This window comes from Catellatospora chokoriensis, assembly GCF_011297315.1.
GTDB classification, from domain to species: Bacteria; Actinomycetota; Actinomycetes; order Mycobacteriales; family Micromonosporaceae; genus Catellatospora; species Catellatospora citrea.
In genome coordinates this window covers 1-15,638 of the sequence record NZ_JAAOTI010000027.1, presented here as the reverse complement: position 1 = coordinate 15,638, position 15,638 = coordinate 1, and the positions used below count along the sequence as shown (strand labels likewise).

The window sequence follows — 15,638 nt, the reverse complement described above, 5'->3', positions numbered from 1 at the left end:
CCTTCGAGTCAGGGAGAACCCATGGACCTGGACCGGCCCGACGTGGTCGCCGAGGTGGCCGCCGTGTTCGCCGCCTACGAGAAGGCGCTGCTGGTCAACGACCCGGACGAGATCATGTCGTTCTTCCACGACAGCCCCGCCACGGTGCGCTTCGGCATCGCCGACCGGCAGACCGGCTGGGCACGGCAGCACGCGTGGCGCGCGGCCCAGCCGCCGCTGCCACCCGGCCGGACCCTGCACGACACCTTGATCAGCACGTTCGGTGACGGCTTCGCGGTGGTCACCGCCTGTTTCGGGTACGCGGGCGGCCAGGTCACCGGGCGGCAGTCGCAGACCTGGGTGCGGCTGCCCGAGGGCTGGCGCATCGTGCACGCGCACGTGTCACAGCTGCCCGTGCGCTAGCGCGGACGCCGGCGGGCGGCCCGCACGGCCGCCCGCAGTCGGCGTCGTCATTCGGGTTCGGGCAGGCCGTGTTCCTCGCGCAGCTTGCGGGCCTGGCGGGTCTCGCCCTGGTCGTCGAGCGCCCGAGCCAGCCAGGCGGCCGCCTCCCGGCGGGCGCCGTGGTCGGCGGGCAGCGCGTCGAGCGCCCGGCGCAGTTCGGCCGCCCCGGCCGCGGCCCGGCCGGACACGACCAGCACCTGCCCGTGGCGCAGCTCGGCGAGTGCGGCCTCCCCGAACGCGCCGATGGAGCGGAACAGCCCGGCCGCAGGCGCGACCCGGTCCACCGCCGCGTCGTGGTCCGGGTCGTCGTTGTTGGACAGCACCTGCGCCGCCTCGTACCCGGCCATGGCCCGCTCCCACGTGAGCCCCTGCTGCTGGTCGGCGGGCACCTCGGTGACCGCCATCAGCTCCGCGAGCTGCTTCGAGAGGGTGACCGCGTCGTCCTTGCGCCCGGCGTGGAACAGCGCCATCACCTGCCGCCGGCGGGCGTGCACCGTGGCCAGGGCCAGGTCGGCCTGACCGTACGCCTGCGCGGCCGCGTCGAACCGGTCGGCGGCCTCGGCGTCGCGGTCGACCTGCCACAGCAGCTCGCCCGCGCGCTCCAGCACGTCGCCCCGGTAGGGCAGCCGCTCCACCCCGCCGACCAGCTCCAGCAGCGTGTCGAGCTGCCCGATCGCGACGTGCACCTCGCCGAGCTGCGCGTACACGCGCGACAGGAGGTCGCGCAGCTCCACGACCATGTCGACGTGCTCTGCGTCGCGCTGGGCGAGGAACCAGGACAGCGCCTCCTCGCCCACCTCGGCGGCTTCGGTGAACCGGCCCGTGGTCGCCAGTGCCAGCGCCAGCCGGTGCCGGGTGTACGCGGCCGCGCCGGCCGCACCCCGCGCCTCCATCAGGCACACGTGCTCGACGATGTCGTCGACGAACTCGCCCGCCCGCTCGGTCGTGACCAGCATGAACCCCGCGTCGGCGCGGGAGCCGCGGCGCAGCTCGGGGTCCTGCGCCACGGCGGCGGCCTCCTCGAACGCGGCGATCGCGCCGCTGTTGTCGCCGAGGCGGCCGAGCAGGTCGGCGAGCGCCCGCAGCAGGTTCGCGAGCTGGTCGCGGTGGTCGGTCCCGCGCAGCAGCGTCGCCGCCGCGCGGATCCGCTGGGCGGCCTCCTCGATGCGTTCCTGCGCCTGCAGCACGCCCGCGCGCAGGTGCAGCAGGCTCGCGTGGCGGGCCGGCGGCAGCGCGCCGGGCTCGGCGTCGGCCCGGTCCAGCAGTGACGTCGCCCGGTCCAGCTCGCCGGACGCGGCAGCCACCCAGGCCGCCCGCACCAGCGCGGCGCGGCGCTGCTTCGGGTCGGTGTTCGCGGCCACCGCCAACTCCGCCGCCTCGAACACGGCGGGCACGAGCGAGCCGTCACCGGTCAGCTGCAGCATCGCGATCTGCCACTGCAGCCGTGCGGCATGCTCCCGGGCGGTGTCACCGGCTCGCTCGAATGCCGCCACGGCCTCGGCGAACGCGTCCGCGGTCGCCTGCAGCTCCTCGTCGGGCAGCGCGACCGCCCGGAGCCGGGCCAGCCGCCCGCGCTGCTGGTCGGTGAGCGGCCCGGCGGTGTGCTCGGCGAGCAGCCGCGCGGTCAGGGCCTTCGCCTTGGCCTGCTCCTCGGCGTGGAACAGCTCGTCGACCAGGTCGAGGCGACCGTCCAGGGACAGGTCGGCGGGCACCTCGGCCAGGTCGGCCGGCGGCTGCGCGTCGGCGCTCGGCGCGGCTGGCGCGGCGGACGCGGCGCGGGCGGCGGTCACCGACAGCGGCAGGTACGCCACCAGCGGCTTCGACTCGATCAGCGCGGCTATGCGGGTGCTCTGGTAGGTGTTGCCGTTGCGCTCGTCGAAGCGCAGCGACAGCGCGACCGCTCGTTCGCGCAAGCGCCGCCCCAGCTCGGCGACGGTGCTCTCGCCCGCCACGCGGCGGACCACCAGGTCGCCCTGCCCGGCCTCGGTGAGCCGGCGCAGCACCAGCGCCGCGGCGGCCGCGAACTCCATCTCCGTCTTCGGGGTCGGCGCCTGGTCCAGCCACGGCAGGTGCCGCTCGATCAGCTCCAGGCCGCGCAGCTCGTTGCCGGTCACGCCGCAGAACTCGACGTGCCTGGCGACCCGGCCCAGCTCCGCCTTGTTGTCGTCCAGCGCCCGGTAGGCGCGCCGGTGCGCGTCGCGCGCCTCGTCGAGGCGGCCCGTACGCAGGTACGGGAACAGCAGCGTGGTCAGGATGCCGTGCGGCTGCTCGGAGCAGGTCAGCCGCCCGCTCAGCGCGTCCTGGGCCAGCACGATCGCGTCCTCGTCACGGCCGCGCCAGGCCAGGTGGTGCGCCTTCGACGACGGGTCGCAGCCCGCGCAGTCCGACAGCGCGTCACGCGGCGCGCTGTCCCACAGCCGGTACCAGTGGTCGGCCTGCTCCTCGTCGCCCAGGTGCGCGGCGACGTCGTGGCGGTACGCGTACACGGCCTGCAGGCTGTGCCCGCCGGCCTGGTAGCGGCGCTGCATGTCGTCCAGCACCGCCATCGTGCGGGCCAGCGCCAGCTGCGGGAACAGCGTCATCGACGACACCACGTGCTTGAAGTGCCACAGCAGCAGGTGCTCGTCGTGGTGGCTGCGCCGCCCCGGGTCGGCGTCGTAGTCGGTCAGGCAGCGCGCGAAGGTCATCATCGCCTTCATCGGCTCGCCGCTCTGGTGGTAGCCGCTGGTCGCCGCCGCGTGCGCCGCGTACAGCAGGTCGGGGTCGCCCAGTGCCTCGGCCTTGGCCAGCACCTGCTCCACGATCGCGACCCGGGCCGGCCCGTCGGGGGTGTCCCAGGAGCGGTGGATCAGGTCGTGGACCTCGTCATACGTCGTCATGAGTGCTCCCGGGGGCGGCGTTCGGCAGGGCCAGGTCGATCAGGTCGAGGAACGAGCGGTTCAGCAGCGCCATGTCCGCGGGGCGCAGCGGGTGGTGGCCGTAGAGCAGCGCCTGCCCGTACAGCGAGGAGACCGTGACGGCGACCAGCTCCGGGGTCGGCAGCGTGCTCATCCGGCGTACCAGCGGGTTGCGGTGGTTGAGCACCAGCTGCGGGCGCACCCGCGCCTCAGCCTGCTCGAACGTGGACAGGACCCCCGCCCACAGGTCGTCGGCGACCTGCGCGGTCTCGCGCAGCCGCCGCTGGAACGTGGCGTGCCGGTCGGTCAGGTACAGCGCCGGCATGCTCGGCGGGTCGAACGCGCGGACCACCACCTCGCAGCCCAGCGGGTCCATGGCCCGCTGCGCGGCGGCCACGAACGGGCGCAGGCCCAGGTCGGCGGCCGGGTCGAGGGTGTCGAAGCGGGTGGACAGGTCGCTCGGGTCGAGCCGGTCCACCATGATCGTGCTGTCGAGCAGCGGCAGGCGCTCGATCAGCTCCGCGTCGAAGACGTGGCCGCCGTTGACCACGGCCAGCCCCTGCGCCGCGGCGACGGCTGCGAGCTGCCGGAACTCGTCGTTGTTCGCGCTGTAGCGAACGGTGCCGTGCCGGCGGCGGAACTCCTCCAGCGGCATCCGCCCCATGTTGGTCTCCATCGGCCACCACTGGTCGACGACACGCAGCATCTCCTCGTCGTGCATCGCCAACGCCTTGACGCCGAGGTGGTGCACCGCCAGGAAGCGGTGCATCCGGTCGGCGTCCTGCCGGGCCAGGTTGACCAGCCAGCCGCGCAGCTGCGCGCCCAGCTGCTCGCGCACCGACTCCAGCAGGCCGTCGGAGTACAGGGCCTCGCGGCTCGCGGTGGGACGCAGCTCGGACGCGTCGACGATGCAGCGGGCGAAGAACGCCCACTCGGGCAGCAGGTCCTCGGCGCCCTCGGCCAGCAGCATGCGCTTGAGGTAGACGCGGTGGCCCGACTTCGCCGCCGGGTTCGCGGGCGTGGGCAGCACCAGGGCGACGCCGGTCAGGCCCGCCTCGGGCACGTTCAGCTCGATCGTGTCGAACGGGGTGAAGCCGAACGTCTGCTCGGCCGTCCGCATCAGCTCGGCGCGCCCCGCCTGCCAGGGCAGCGTCTCAGCGATGATCAGGTCACCGTCCACGCGTACCGGGTAGGGCAGCATCTCGCCGAACAGCGCGGCGAGGTCGCGCACCCGCTCGGCGTCGAGCCAGTCGGCGGCGTCGCGGCGCGGGACCAGGGTGACGGTCGTGCCGACCTCCTGCCGGTCCGGGCCGGGCCTGGTCTCGTAGCGGCCGTCGGCGAAGCCGGTCCAGTACACCGTGGGGTGGCCCTCGTGGCGGGTCTGCACCCGGATCTCGTCGGCGACCAGGAAGCAGGACAGCAGGCCGATGCCGAACTGGCCGAGGAACTCGTGCCGGGAGAAGCCCAGCTCGTCGCGCTTGCCGCTGCGGCCGATGGTGGCCAGCAGCTCGTGCACCTGCTGCTCGGTCAGGCCCAGGCCGGTGTCGTGGACGCGCAGGGTGCCGTCGCCGGTGGTCTTCGGCGACTCCAGCCAGACCGAGGCGGGGGCGGTCGGGGCGAGCGCGCGGCGGGCGGTGATCGCGTCCACGGCGTTCTGCATCAGCTCGCGCACGTACACCCGCGGGCTGCTGTAGAGGTGGTGGCTGAGCAGGTCGACGATGCCGCGCAGGTCGACCTGGAAGGACTGGTTCACCCGGCAGAGGCTACCGGCGCGGGTCCACCTGCGGGAACCGGCCGTCCGTGGTCTGCCCGCGCCCGGGAACACGAGCCACCGGTCGCGTATTGGTCCTGTCTGCCGTGCCCACCGGCAGGGATCATCGAGTTCATGACCGTCTCCCCCGGCCCCGTGTCCACCCGTCCGGCGCGGTTCCCCGCGGCGTCGATGTCGGACCTGGTGGACCGGCCCGTCCGGTACGACCTGGCCGAGAGCACCTGCCCGCCGCTGCGGCTGGGCGAGTTGCTCGACGGCGACACCGCCGCCCGGCTCGCCACCCTCGACATCGGCTACGGCACGAGCCAGGGCGATGCCGAACTGCGTGCCCTCATCGCCTCGGGTGCGGGCGTGGCGCCGGGCGAGGTGCTCGTCACCGCAGGCGGCAGCACGGGGATGTTCCTGCTGGCGTTCACGCTCTGCCGGCCGGAGGACCACGCGGTCGTCGTGACGCCGTGCTTCCCGCCCGCGCGGGCCGCCCTGGACGCGATCGGCTGCCGGGTGACGCCGGTCGCGCTGAGCTTCGACGCCGGATACCGCCTCGACGTGGACGCGGTCGCGGCCGCGCTCACGCCGGACACCCGGCTGGTGTCCCTGGCCTCGCCGCAGAACCCGTCCGGCGTGCGCTTCACCGAGCCGGAACTGCGCGATCTGCTCGATCGGATGGAGGCGCTGGCCCCGCAGGCGGTGCTGCTGGTCGACGAGACCTACCGGCAGGCCGGCTACGGCGCGGCGGCGGTGCCCCGCTCGGCCGCGCGCCTGGCGCCGAGGGTGGTGACCTGTTCCTCGGTGTCCAAGGCCCACGGAGCGCCCGGCATCCGGGTCGGCTGGCTGACCGCCACCGATCCTGCGCTGTACGAGTCGTTGCGGTCAGCGAAGTTCCACACCCTGATCACCGGTTCCGGAGTGGACGAGCTGCTGGCCGTCGAGGTGCTGCGCCGGGAGGAGCAGATCCTCGGCGACCGCAGGCAGGCGCTGGCCGCCGCGCTGGACACCCTCGACCGGTGGGCGACCGGCCACGCGGACGCGGTGGAGTTCGTGCGCCCGGACGGCGGCGCGCTGTGCTGCCTGCGGCTGCGCCCTGACCGCTTCGACGACCACGCGGTACGGCGCTTCTACGACGCGCTCGCCGAGCGGGAGACGAGGGTCGGGCTCGGCGGTTGGTTCGGCGAGCCGGACCGGGTGTTCCGGCTCGGCTTCGGCCACCTGCCCGCCGCGGACTTCCGGACCGCCCTGGACCGGGTGGCCGAGGCGCTGTCCGCCGCCTGAGCGCACACCGATGTCGCGGGGGTGTGCCCGCGCGCCGTCAGCGCTTGGACGCCCGCATGAGGCCGCGCAGGTAGGCGGCCTGCGCGACGTGCGCGACGTCGTCGTTGGCGACACTGACCAGCCGCGCGCCCATCGTCACCGGCGGGTCCCAGCGCTCGTCGACGATCCGGTCGAGGTCCTTGGGCTTGAGCCCGGCCAGCAGGTCCCGGGTGCGGGCGGCGACCGCGTCGAAGTACTCGATCAGCAGCTCCGGGCTGTCCGGGCGGACGGCCGCGACCTGCTTGGCGGTGTGCCCGTAGCCGGTGTCGCCGGGATTGGCGCGCAACCCGAACCGCTGCGCCCACGGGCCCGTGGCCCAGAGCTGGTCCTCGCCGAGCAGGTCGGCGATGTGGTCGTCCTGGATGCGGGTGAGGTGCCAGACGAGCCAGCCGATGGTGTTGGTGCCCGGCGCCGGGGCCCAGTGCAGCTGTTCGGCGGTCAGGCCGTCGACCGCCTCGTGGACCATCTCGGGGATCCGGTCGTACAGCTCGACGAGCAGGCCGTCCACATTCACCCGAGTCAGCCCTTCCCGACGCCCGCGGCCGCCGATCGGACACCCGCCGTGTGGATTGTCCGTGAAGTCCGGTCCGCCACCTTCGCACAGTATCGCGAAGGTGGCGGACGCAGACCGTGAAGCGCGAAGGTCCTACCGGCCCGCCGCCACCGGCACCCGGCGGGCGTCGCCCGGCTCGCGCTGCGCGCCGACCACCGGGCCGAGCGCGCCGACGATGTCCTCGACCCGCGCCTTGGCGTCGCCGAACAGCATCCGGGTGTTGTCCCGGTAGAACAGCGGGTTCTGCACCCCGGCGTAGCCCGCGGCCATGGACCGCTTGAAGACGATCACGTGCTCGGCCTCCCACACCCGCAGCACCGGCATGCCGGCGATCGGGCTGCCGGGATCGGCGGCCGCCGGGTTGACGGTGTCGTTGGCGCCGATCACCAGGACCACGGAGGTGCCCGCGAAGTCGTCGTTGATCTCGTCCATCTCCAGCACGATGTCGTACGGCACGTCCGCCTCGGCCAGCAGCACGTTCATGTGCCCCGGCAGCCGCCCGGCCACCGGGTGGATGCCGAACCTGACCTGCACGCCCCGCGCCCGCAGCCGCCGGGTCAGCTCGGCCACCGGCGCCTGGGCCTGCGCCACGGCCATGCCGTAACCCGGCGTGATGATCACCGAGGTGGCGTCGCGCAGCAGGGCGGCGACGTCGGCGGCCGAGGTCTCCCGGTGCTCGCCGAGGTCGACGGCCTCCCCGGCGGCCTGCTCCGTGCCGAACCCGCCCGCGATCACCGACACGAACGAGCGGTTCATCGCCTGGCACATGATGTACGACAGGTACGCGCCCGACGAGCCGACCAGCGCGCCGGTCACGATCAGCAGGTCGTTGTCCAGCAGGAAGCCCGACGCCGCGGCCGCCCAGCCGGAGTAGCTGTTCAGCATCGACACCACCACCGGCATGTCGCCGCCGCCGATGGAGGCGACCAGGTGCCAGCCGAGCGCGAGCGCGATCACGGTGACCGCGATCAGCAGCCCCAGCTGAGGCTGGACGACGAACCACACGGTCAGCGCGACGAACGCGACCAGCGCGCCGAGGTTCAGCACGTGCCGGCCGGGCAGCATGAGCGGCCGGGACGCGATGCGCGCGGACAGCTTCAGGTACGCCACGATCGAGCCGGTGAAGGTGACCGCGCCGATGAAGACGCCGACGAACACCTCCGCGTGGTGGATGTGCAGCAGGGTGCCGGTGAGCCCGGCCGGGGCGGCGTGCGCGACCTCCAGGTAGCCGTTCCAGCCGACGAGCACGGCGGCCAGCCCGACGAGGCTGTGCAGCACGGCGATCAGCTCCGGCATCCCGGTCATCTGCACGACCCGGGCCCGCCACAGCCCGATCCCGCCACCGATCAGCATGGCGAGCACCAGCAGCGCGGCGGCCGCGGCGGTCATGTCGCGGGTGGCGAGCGCGATGGTCGCGCCGAGCGCGACGGTCATGCCGGCGATGCCGTACACGACACCGGCGCGGGCCGTCTCGTGCTTGGACAGCCCGGCCAGGCTGAGGACGAACAGCAGCGCCGCGACGATGTACGCGGCCTGCACGGCGGTCATGGCGGTCATGGGATCAGCCCTTCGAGAACATGCCGAGCATGCGCCGGGTGACGGCGAACCCGCCGATGATGTTGACGGTGGCCAGCAGGATCGCCGCGGCGGCGAGCACGGTCACGGCGAGGCTGCCGCCCTGCCCGAGCTGCAGCAGCGCGCCGACCACGATGATCCCGGAGATCGCGTTGGTGACCGACATCAGCGGCGTGTGCAACGCGTGGTGCACCTTGCCGACGACGTAGTAGCCGATGACGACGGCCAGCGCGAACACGGTGAAGTTGCCGACGAACTCCTTCGGCGCGAACGCGGTCAGCCCGAACAGCACCGCCGCGCCCAGGCCGACGTACGCGAAGGTCCGCCCTGGCGACGCCGGCTTCTTCACCGGAGCGGCCACGGGCGCGGGTGCGGCGGCCTGCGGCGCGGCCGACACCTGCACCGGCGGCGGGGGCCAGGTCACCGCGCCGTCGCGGGCCACCGTCATGGACCGCTGCACGACGTCGTCGAAGTCGAGCACCAGCCGGCCGTCCCGGCCCGGGGTGAGCAGCTTCATCAGGTTGAGCAGGTTCGTCGCGTACAGCTGCGAGGCCTGGGCCGGCAGCCGCGCGGGCAGGTCGGTGTACCCGATGATGGACACCCCGTTGCCGGTGACGACCAGCTCGCCGGGGACCGTGCCCTCGACGTTGCCGCCCTGCGCCGCGCCCATGTCGACGATGACGCTGCCGGGGCGCATGCTCGCCACGTGCTCGGCGGTCAGCAGCCGCGGCGCCGGGCGGCCCGGGATCAGCGCCGTCGTGATGATGATGTCGACCTCGGCGGCCTGCTCGGCGTAGAGCTCCGCGGCGCGGCGGTCGTAGTCGGCCGAGGTCTGCTTGGCGTACCCGTCGCCGCCGCCCTGCTGCTCGACGGCCACGGCCAGGAACTCGCCGCCCATCGAGCGCACCTGCTCGGCGACCTCCGGCCGGGGGTCGGTGGCCCGCACGATCGCGCCGAGGCTCTTCGCCGCGCCGATCGCGGCCAGCCCGGCCACCCCGGCTCCGGCGACGAGCACCTTCGCCGGCGGGACCTTGCCCGCGGCGGTGACCTGCCCGGCGAAGAACCGGCCGAAGGTGTGCGCGGCCTCGACCACCGCGCGGTAGCCGGCGATGTTCGCCATCGAGCTGAGCACGTCCATGGACTGGGCGCGGGAGATGCGCGGCACCGCGTCCATCGCCAGCACGCTGACCTCCCGGCGGGCCAGCGCGTCGACCAGCTCCGGGTTGACGGCCGGTCCGATCAGGCTGATCAGCGTCGTGCCCGCGCGCAGCGCGTCGACCTCGGCCGGCGACGGCGGATTGACCTTGAGCAGGACGTCGGCCTGCCAGCAGTCGTCGCGGCTGCAGATCTTCGCGCCCGCGGCCTCGTATGCGTCGTCGGAGAAGCTCGAACGCAGGCCCGCGCCGGACTCGACCTCGACCTCGTAACCGAGCTCCACCAGTTGCCGCACCACCGCCGGCGTCACCGCCACCCGGGTCTCCCCCGCGGCCGACTCGGCGGCGACACCGAGCCGCTGCGTCGTGGCCGGACCTTCTCTGGTACCCGTGAGCCCGTCCGGCTCCCCCAGGTCATGCTGCTGCCCCACCACGACTCCCGTCGACATTGACTAGATCAATCGAGATGACAGTCATGGTGTGGCCACGACACAGCGGACGTCAATGAACGCACCCAGTAATCGAAACCACACTTGCGCGGTCACCCCACACGGCGAGCACCGATGCCCGCCCCGAGTTACCAACTCCACACGGCGGTCGCGGTGACCGCTCGGCGAACGCCGAACCGACCCGGGCATACCGTTCGGCGAACGCCGAACCGACCCGGGCATACCGTTCGGCGAACGCCGAACCGACCCGGGCATACCGTCGTGCCATGACGATCAAGACTGCTCCGCGCACCGGCGACCGGCTGCTGCCGCTCGCCGCGGCACTGGTGACCGTGCTGCTGTGGGCCTCGGCGTTCGTGGCGATCCGCTATGTCGGACGGGAGCTGTCCGCCGGCGCGCTGTCCCTGGGCCGGCTGGTCGTGGCCGCGGTGGTGCTGGGCCTGATGATGCTGGTCGACGACCGCCGTGCCGCCGTGCGCACCCCGTGGCCGGGCCGCCGGCACTGGCCGCGGCTGCTGACCGTCGGCGTGCTCTGGTTCGGGCTCTACAACATCGCGCTCAACCAGGCCGAGCGGCTGGTCGACGCGGGCACCGCCGCGATGCTGGTCAACGTCGGGCCGCTGCTGATCGCGATCCTGGCCGGCCTGCTGCTCGGCGAGGGCTTCCCGCGGTCGCTGATCACCGGCAGCCTCGTCGCGTTCGCCGGGGTCGTCCTGATCGGCACCGCCACGTCCACCACCGCGGGCGTCGACCTGTGGGGCGTGGTGCTGTGCCTGGTCGCCGCGGTGTCGTACGCGGTCGGCGTGGTCGCGCAGAAGCCGCTGCTCGCCGACCTGTCGGGGCTGCGGGTGACCTGGCTGGCGTGCGTGATCGGGGCGGTGTGCTGCCTGCCGTACGCCCCGGCGCTGGTCCGTGAACTCGGCGCGGCCCAGCCGTCGACGGTGGGCTGGCTGGTGTACCTCGGCGTGTTCCCGACCGCGCTGGGCTTCACGACCTGGGCGTACGCGCTCGCCCGCACCACCGCCGGCAAGCTCGGCGCGACGACGTACCTGGTCCCGGCGGTCGCCATCGTGCTGGCGTGGGCGCTGCTGGGCGAGGCGCCGCCGGTGCTCGCGCTCGCGGGCGGCGCGCTGTGCCTGGTCGGCGTCGCCGTCTCCCGGCGCACCGGCCGGGCGCGGTGACCCGGCTCGGCCACGGCTGCCGGCCGGGCCCCGTGCTTGCCGCCCGCGGCCCGGCCGGTTCAGCGCTCACGCATGGTCCGCGCAGCAGGGCGTCGGGTTCGGCACCTCGAACGGCGCGATCCGCCCGCCGGGCACCGGGGTGCTGCCGCAGCTCGGGTGCGACCGGCGGCAGCGCGGCCAGGAGTTCGGCCGCGACGGCTCCGCGGGGCACTGCCAGGCTGGCCGCGACGTGCGGCACCGGGCGGTGCGTCAGATGCGTGCAGGCCACCGCCCCGGCCGGGCGGCCGAGCTGCTGTACGAGGTCGTACAGCCAGTGCTCGGCCGCCCGCTCCGACTCGTGCCCGAGATCGAGTCCGAGGTGGATCATCAGCTCGGCAGCACCCAGCTCGGGTTGCCGTAGAACCACAGGTCCAGCCACGGGTCGGCGGCGCCGATCACGTCCGTGGCCGGCCCGGACGGGTCGACGCCCGCGCCCATCAGGCCCGGCGCGCTGCGGTTGCCGTCCGTGCCGCGGACCCGCAGGCAACACGGCTCGTCGACGCGGCCGAGCGCGTACGTGAACGACACCCGGCCGGTCCCCTTGCCGACCTCGAAGGACTTCACGACCTTCGCGGTCGGGGCGGTGAACGTGGCGCGGTCGGCGACCGGGCCGGTCACCAGGCCGGCGATCACGTCGACCCGGGCCAGCACCGGCACGAACTGCGACCAGTTCGGCGTGCCGGCCAGGTCGATGTCGATGGTCAGCTCCACGCTCGTGCCGCGCTTGACCCGCAGCACCCCGCCGAGCGGCGTGCCGGAGTCGCGCCGCCGGTCCCCGGCCACCCGCGCCCGCACGTCCAGGCCGCCGTGGTCGACCCAGACCCGCCCGGCGCGCAGGCCGTCCATGACCGCCCGGTAGCTGACCGAGCCCGCCCCCACGTGGGTCCGGCTGTACTGGCCGGCCAGTAGTCGCCCGCCTCGGTGAGCAGCGGCCCGTAGACCGGGTCGGGGTAGCGGCCGTCGGTGTTGAAGTCGCCGCCCGGGCCGCGCTGCGCGGTGTCCAGGTAGTTGACGTGCGAGTCGGAGTTCGCGCTGATCCACCAGGGCTTGCCCTCGGCGAGCAGGCTGTCCCACAGGCCGCCCACGGTGGCGGTCATCCAGTCGAACCCGCCCCAGGTGCGGTAGCTCTCCAGCGGGTAGCCGGGGAACGACGCGGCGGACGGGTTGTTGTCGTAGTAGCCGCGGGCCCGGCCCGGGGTCGCCCGGGGCAGGCCGGCGGCCTGGTGACCCGGGGCGCCCTCCATGCCGATCGCGACGCTGGGGTCGGCGTCGCGCCACCCGCGACCGGAAACCACCGCGACGCGGGCATACGGATGACCGCATGATCGGTGGCAGGGTTCCGGGAGGCGGGCCCGTCGGCAGCCGCCTCCCGGAACGCCGGATCTGGTCAGAGCGACTTGATCGCGGGGATGACCTGCTCGCCGTACGCGCGCAGGGTCTCCTCCTTCGCGTCGTGCTGCAGGTAGACCGCGAACTGGTCCACGCCCAGCTCCTTGAGCCGGGTCAGCTTCTCGACGTGCGCCTCGACGGGGCCGAGCACGCAGAACCGGTCCACGATCTCGTCGGGCACGAAGTCGGCGTGGCTGTTGCCGGCCCGCCCGTGCTCGGCGTAGTCGTATCCCTTGCGGCCCTTGATGTAGTCGGTGAGCGCCTGCGGCACCGCGCCGGTGTCGCCGTAGCGGGCCACGATGTCGGCGATGTGGTTGCCGACCATGCCGCCGAACCAGCGCGTCTGCGCCCGCTGGTAGGGCAGGTCGTCGCCGACGTAGGCCGGCGCCGCCACACAGAACCTCACGGCCATCGGGTCCCGCCCGGCGCGCTCGGCCGCGTCCCGCACCGCCTTGATCATCCAGGCGGCGATGTCGAGGTCGGCCAGCTGCAGGATGAAGCCGTCGGCGACCTCGCCGGTCAGCTTCAGCGCCTTCGGCCCGTACGCCGCGACCCACACCTCCAGCTGCGAGTCCGTGACCCACGGGAAGCGCAGCGGTGACCCGCGGTGCGCGATCTCCCGGCCGTTGCCGAGTTCGCGGATCACGTGCACCGACTCGCGCAGCTCGGCCAGGTTCATCGGCGGCAGGCCGAGGGTGCGGCGGGCGGAGTCGCCGCGGCCGATGCCGCAGACGGTGCGGTTGCCGTACATCTCGTTGAGGGTGGCGAAGGTGCTGGCGGTGACGGTGACGTCGCGGGTGCCGGGGTTGGTGACCATCGGCCCGACGATGACCTTCTCGGTGGCGGCGAGGATGGCGCTGTAGATGACGTACGGCTCCTGCCACAGCAGGTGTGAGTCGAACGACCACACGTGGCTGAACCCGGCCGCCTCGGCACGCTGCGACAGCTCCACGACCCGCCGCGCGGGCGGGTCCAGCTGGAACACGACCCCGATGTCCATGGTGCCCTCCTAGACCAGGTAGCTCGACAGGCCGCGCGGCAGGTAGCGGCCGTGGCCCTTGCGGCCGTGGTACTGCCCGCCGGACACCAGCACGCTGCCCCGGGAGATCACCGTGTCGACCTTGCCGGCGATCTCGTAGCCCTCGTAGGCGGAGTGGTCCATGTTCATGTGGTGCGTGTCCACGCTGATCCGGGTGCGGCCGTTCGGGTCGTAGACGACGATGTCGGCGTCGGAACCCGGCGCGATCGCGCCCTTGCGCGGGTACAGGCCGAACATGCGCGCCGGGGTCGCCGCGATCGTCTCCACCCAGCGCTCCAGCGACAGCTTGCCGTCGACGACGCCCTGGTAGAGCAGGTCGACGCGGTGCTCGACGCCGCCGATGCCGTTGGGGATCTTCGAGAAGTCGCCGAGGCCGAGTTCCTTCTGGTCCTTGAAGCAGAACGGGCAGTGATCCGTCGACACGATCGCGAGATCGTTGCTGCGCAGCCCGCGCCACAGATCCCGCTGGTGGCTCTCGTGCCTGGAGCGCAGCGGCGTCGAACAGACCCACTTAGCCCCCTCGAACCCCGGCGCGCCGAGCTGGTCCTCCAGGGTGAGGTAGAGGTATTGGGGGCAGGTCTCGGCGAAGACGTTGCGGCCGGTGTCGCGGGCTGCGGCGACGGCTTCGAGGGCCTGTGACGCCGACAGGTGCACGATGTAAAGGGGGGTGTCGCCGGCGACCTGGGCCAGGGAGATCGCGCGCCGGGTCGCTTCGGCTTCCAGTTCGGCAGGTCTGGTGAGGCCGTGGTTGACGGGGCCGGTTTCGCCTCGGGAGAGGGCTTGGCCGATGAGGACGTCGATGGCGATGCCGTTCTCGGCGTGCATCATGATCATGGAGCCGTTGTCGCGGGCTTTCTGCATGGCGCGCAGGATCTGGCCGTCGTCGCTGTAGAACACGCCGGGGTACGCCATGAACAGCTTGAAGCTGCTGATGCCCTCGGCGTCGACGAGGGAGTCCATGGCTTTCAGGGACTCGTCGTCGACCCCACCGATGATCATGTGGAAGCCGTAGTCGATGTGGCAGTTGCCGTCGGCCTTGGCGTGCCAGGCGGCGAGGCCCTCGTGCACGTTCTCGCCGGAACGCTGCACCGCGAAGTCGATGATCGTGGTGGTGCCGCCGAACGCCGCGGCCCGAGTGCCCGACTCGAACGTGTCGGACGCGAACGTGCCGCCGAACGGCAGCTCCATGTGGGTGTGCGCGTCCACGCCGCCCGGGATGACGTACTTGCCGGTCGCGTCGATGACCTCGACATCGGCGCCGACCGGCGCGAGACCGGGGGCGAACAGGGCGGCGATCGTCTCGCCGTCGACGAGCACGTCGGCGGCGTGGCGGCCGGTGGGCGTGACGACGGTGCCGCCGGTGATCAGGATGGCCATGGGGGTCTCCGCTCTCAGGCCTGGGTCAGCGGGCCGTAGGCGTCGGGCCGGCGGTCGCGGTAGAACGCCCACCGATCGCGCACCTCGGCCAGCAGACCGAGATCCAGATCCCGCACCACCAGCTCCGGCTGGTGCGCATCGGCGGGCTCGCCGACGAACTTGCCCTCGGGGTCGACGAAGTAGGAGGTGCCGTAGAAGTCGTCGTCGCCCAGGTCCTCGATCCCGACCCGGTTGATCGCCCCGATGAAGTACTCGTTCGCCACCGCGGACGCGGGCTGCTCCAGCTTCCAGAGGTACGAGGAGAGGCCGCGGCTAGTCGCGGACGGGTTGAACACGATCTGCGCGCCGTTGAGGCCGAGTGCCCGCCAGCCCTCGGGGAAGTGCCGGTCGTAGCAGATGTACACCCCGACCCTGCCCACCGCCGTGTCGAACACCGGGTAACCCAGGTTGCCAGGCCGGAAGTAG

The 15,638-nt window shown here is 73.1% G+C and carries 14 protein-coding genes; 4 read left to right on the top strand and 10 right to left on the bottom strand.

Going from position 1 to position 15,638, the window contains the following annotated elements; all coding sequences use genetic code 11:
* Positions 1-21: 21 nt before the first annotated feature.
* The gene (locus tag HAV39_RS32030; protein ID WP_191842920.1) at positions 22-402 is read left to right on the top strand and encodes an AtzH-like domain-containing protein; all 381 of its coding nucleotides are present in this window, start codon (positions 22-24) and stop codon (positions 400-402) included.
* A gap of 47 nt (positions 403-449) precedes the next feature.
* On the opposite strand, the gene HAV39_RS32025 is transcribed toward HAV39_RS32030, so the two are convergent.
* Positions 450-3,320 carry a hypothetical protein gene (locus HAV39_RS32025; protein ID WP_191842919.1) on the bottom strand — a complete coding sequence of 957 codons (2,871 nt, stop codon included), beginning with the start codon at positions 3,318-3,320 and terminating at the stop codon, positions 450-452.
* Positions 3,307-5,091: an HSP90 family protein gene (locus tag HAV39_RS32020; protein ID WP_191842918.1), complete on the bottom strand. Its 1,785-nt coding sequence runs from the start codon at positions 5,089-5,091 to the stop codon at positions 3,307-3,309. The genes HAV39_RS32025 and HAV39_RS32020 overlap by 14 nt, the downstream gene beginning before the upstream one ends.
* A gap of 132 nt (positions 5,092-5,223) precedes the next feature.
* Here HAV39_RS32020 and HAV39_RS32015 point away from each other — a divergent pair, with 132 nt between their 5' ends.
* Complete coding sequence (locus tag HAV39_RS32015; RefSeq protein WP_191842917.1) at positions 5,224-6,378, top strand: pyridoxal phosphate-dependent aminotransferase; 1,155 nt, start codon at positions 5,224-5,226, stop codon at positions 6,376-6,378.
* A 37-nt stretch (positions 6,379-6,415) separates the two neighbouring features.
* Here the strand turns inward: HAV39_RS32015 and HAV39_RS32010 are convergent, their stop codons facing one another.
* The 3 genes from HAV39_RS32010 to HAV39_RS32000 form a co-directional block, all read right to left on the bottom strand.
* Positions 6,416-6,931: a mycothiol transferase gene (locus tag HAV39_RS32010; protein WP_191842916.1), complete on the bottom strand. Its 516-nt coding sequence runs from the start codon at positions 6,929-6,931 to the stop codon at positions 6,416-6,418.
* 132 nt (positions 6,932-7,063) lie between these two features.
* The gene (pntB, locus tag HAV39_RS32005; protein ID WP_191842915.1) at positions 7,064-8,527 is read right to left on the bottom strand and encodes a Re/Si-specific NAD(P)(+) transhydrogenase subunit beta; all 1,464 of its coding nucleotides are present in this window, start codon (positions 8,525-8,527) and stop codon (positions 7,064-7,066) included.
* Positions 8,528-8,531: 4 nt separating this feature from the next.
* Entirely contained in the window at positions 8,532-10,130 is a 1,599-nt protein-coding gene (locus HAV39_RS32000) for a Re/Si-specific NAD(P)(+) transhydrogenase subunit alpha (RefSeq protein ID WP_275413985.1), read from the bottom strand.
* A gap of 284 nt (positions 10,131-10,414) precedes the next feature.
* Between HAV39_RS32000 and HAV39_RS31995 the strand changes: the two genes are divergently transcribed.
* Both HAV39_RS31995 and HAV39_RS31990 read left to right on the top strand, forming a co-directional pair.
* Entirely contained in the window at positions 10,415-11,329 is a 915-nt protein-coding gene (locus tag HAV39_RS31995; RefSeq protein WP_191842913.1) for a DMT family transporter, read from the top strand.
* A gap of 139 nt (positions 11,330-11,468) precedes the next feature.
* The gene (locus tag HAV39_RS31990; protein WP_191842912.1) at positions 11,469-11,729 is read left to right on the top strand and encodes a hypothetical protein; all 261 of its coding nucleotides are present in this window, start codon (positions 11,469-11,471) and stop codon (positions 11,727-11,729) included.
* On the opposite strand, the gene HAV39_RS42995 is transcribed toward HAV39_RS31990, so the two are convergent.
* The 5 genes from HAV39_RS42995 to HAV39_RS31970 form a co-directional block, all read right to left on the bottom strand.
* On the bottom strand, positions 11,696-12,079 hold the full coding sequence (locus HAV39_RS42995; RefSeq protein WP_239121094.1) for a hypothetical protein: 384 nt from the start codon (positions 12,077-12,079) through the stop codon (positions 11,696-11,698). The two genes, HAV39_RS31990 and HAV39_RS42995, sit on opposite strands and share 34 nt — an antisense overlap.
* On the bottom strand, positions 12,070-12,663 hold the full coding sequence (locus HAV39_RS42990; RefSeq protein ID WP_239121093.1) for a hypothetical protein: 594 nt from the start codon (positions 12,661-12,663) through the stop codon (positions 12,070-12,072). Before HAV39_RS42990 ends, HAV39_RS42995 begins: the two co-directional genes overlap by 10 nt.
* A 92-nt stretch (positions 12,664-12,755) precedes the next feature.
* Positions 12,756-13,757: a TIGR03842 family LLM class F420-dependent oxidoreductase gene (locus tag HAV39_RS31980; protein WP_191842911.1), complete on the bottom strand. Its 1,002-nt coding sequence runs from the start codon at positions 13,755-13,757 to the stop codon at positions 12,756-12,758.
* Between the two features lie 9 nt (positions 13,758-13,766).
* Entirely contained in the window at positions 13,767-15,173 is a 1,407-nt protein-coding gene (gene hydA / locus HAV39_RS31975; protein WP_191842910.1) for a dihydropyrimidinase, read from the bottom strand.
* 14 nt (positions 15,174-15,187) lie between these two features.
* Positions 15,188-15,638: nitrilase-related carbon-nitrogen hydrolase (locus HAV39_RS31970; protein WP_280528754.1), on the bottom strand; the 451-nt coding region annotated here is incomplete at its 5' end.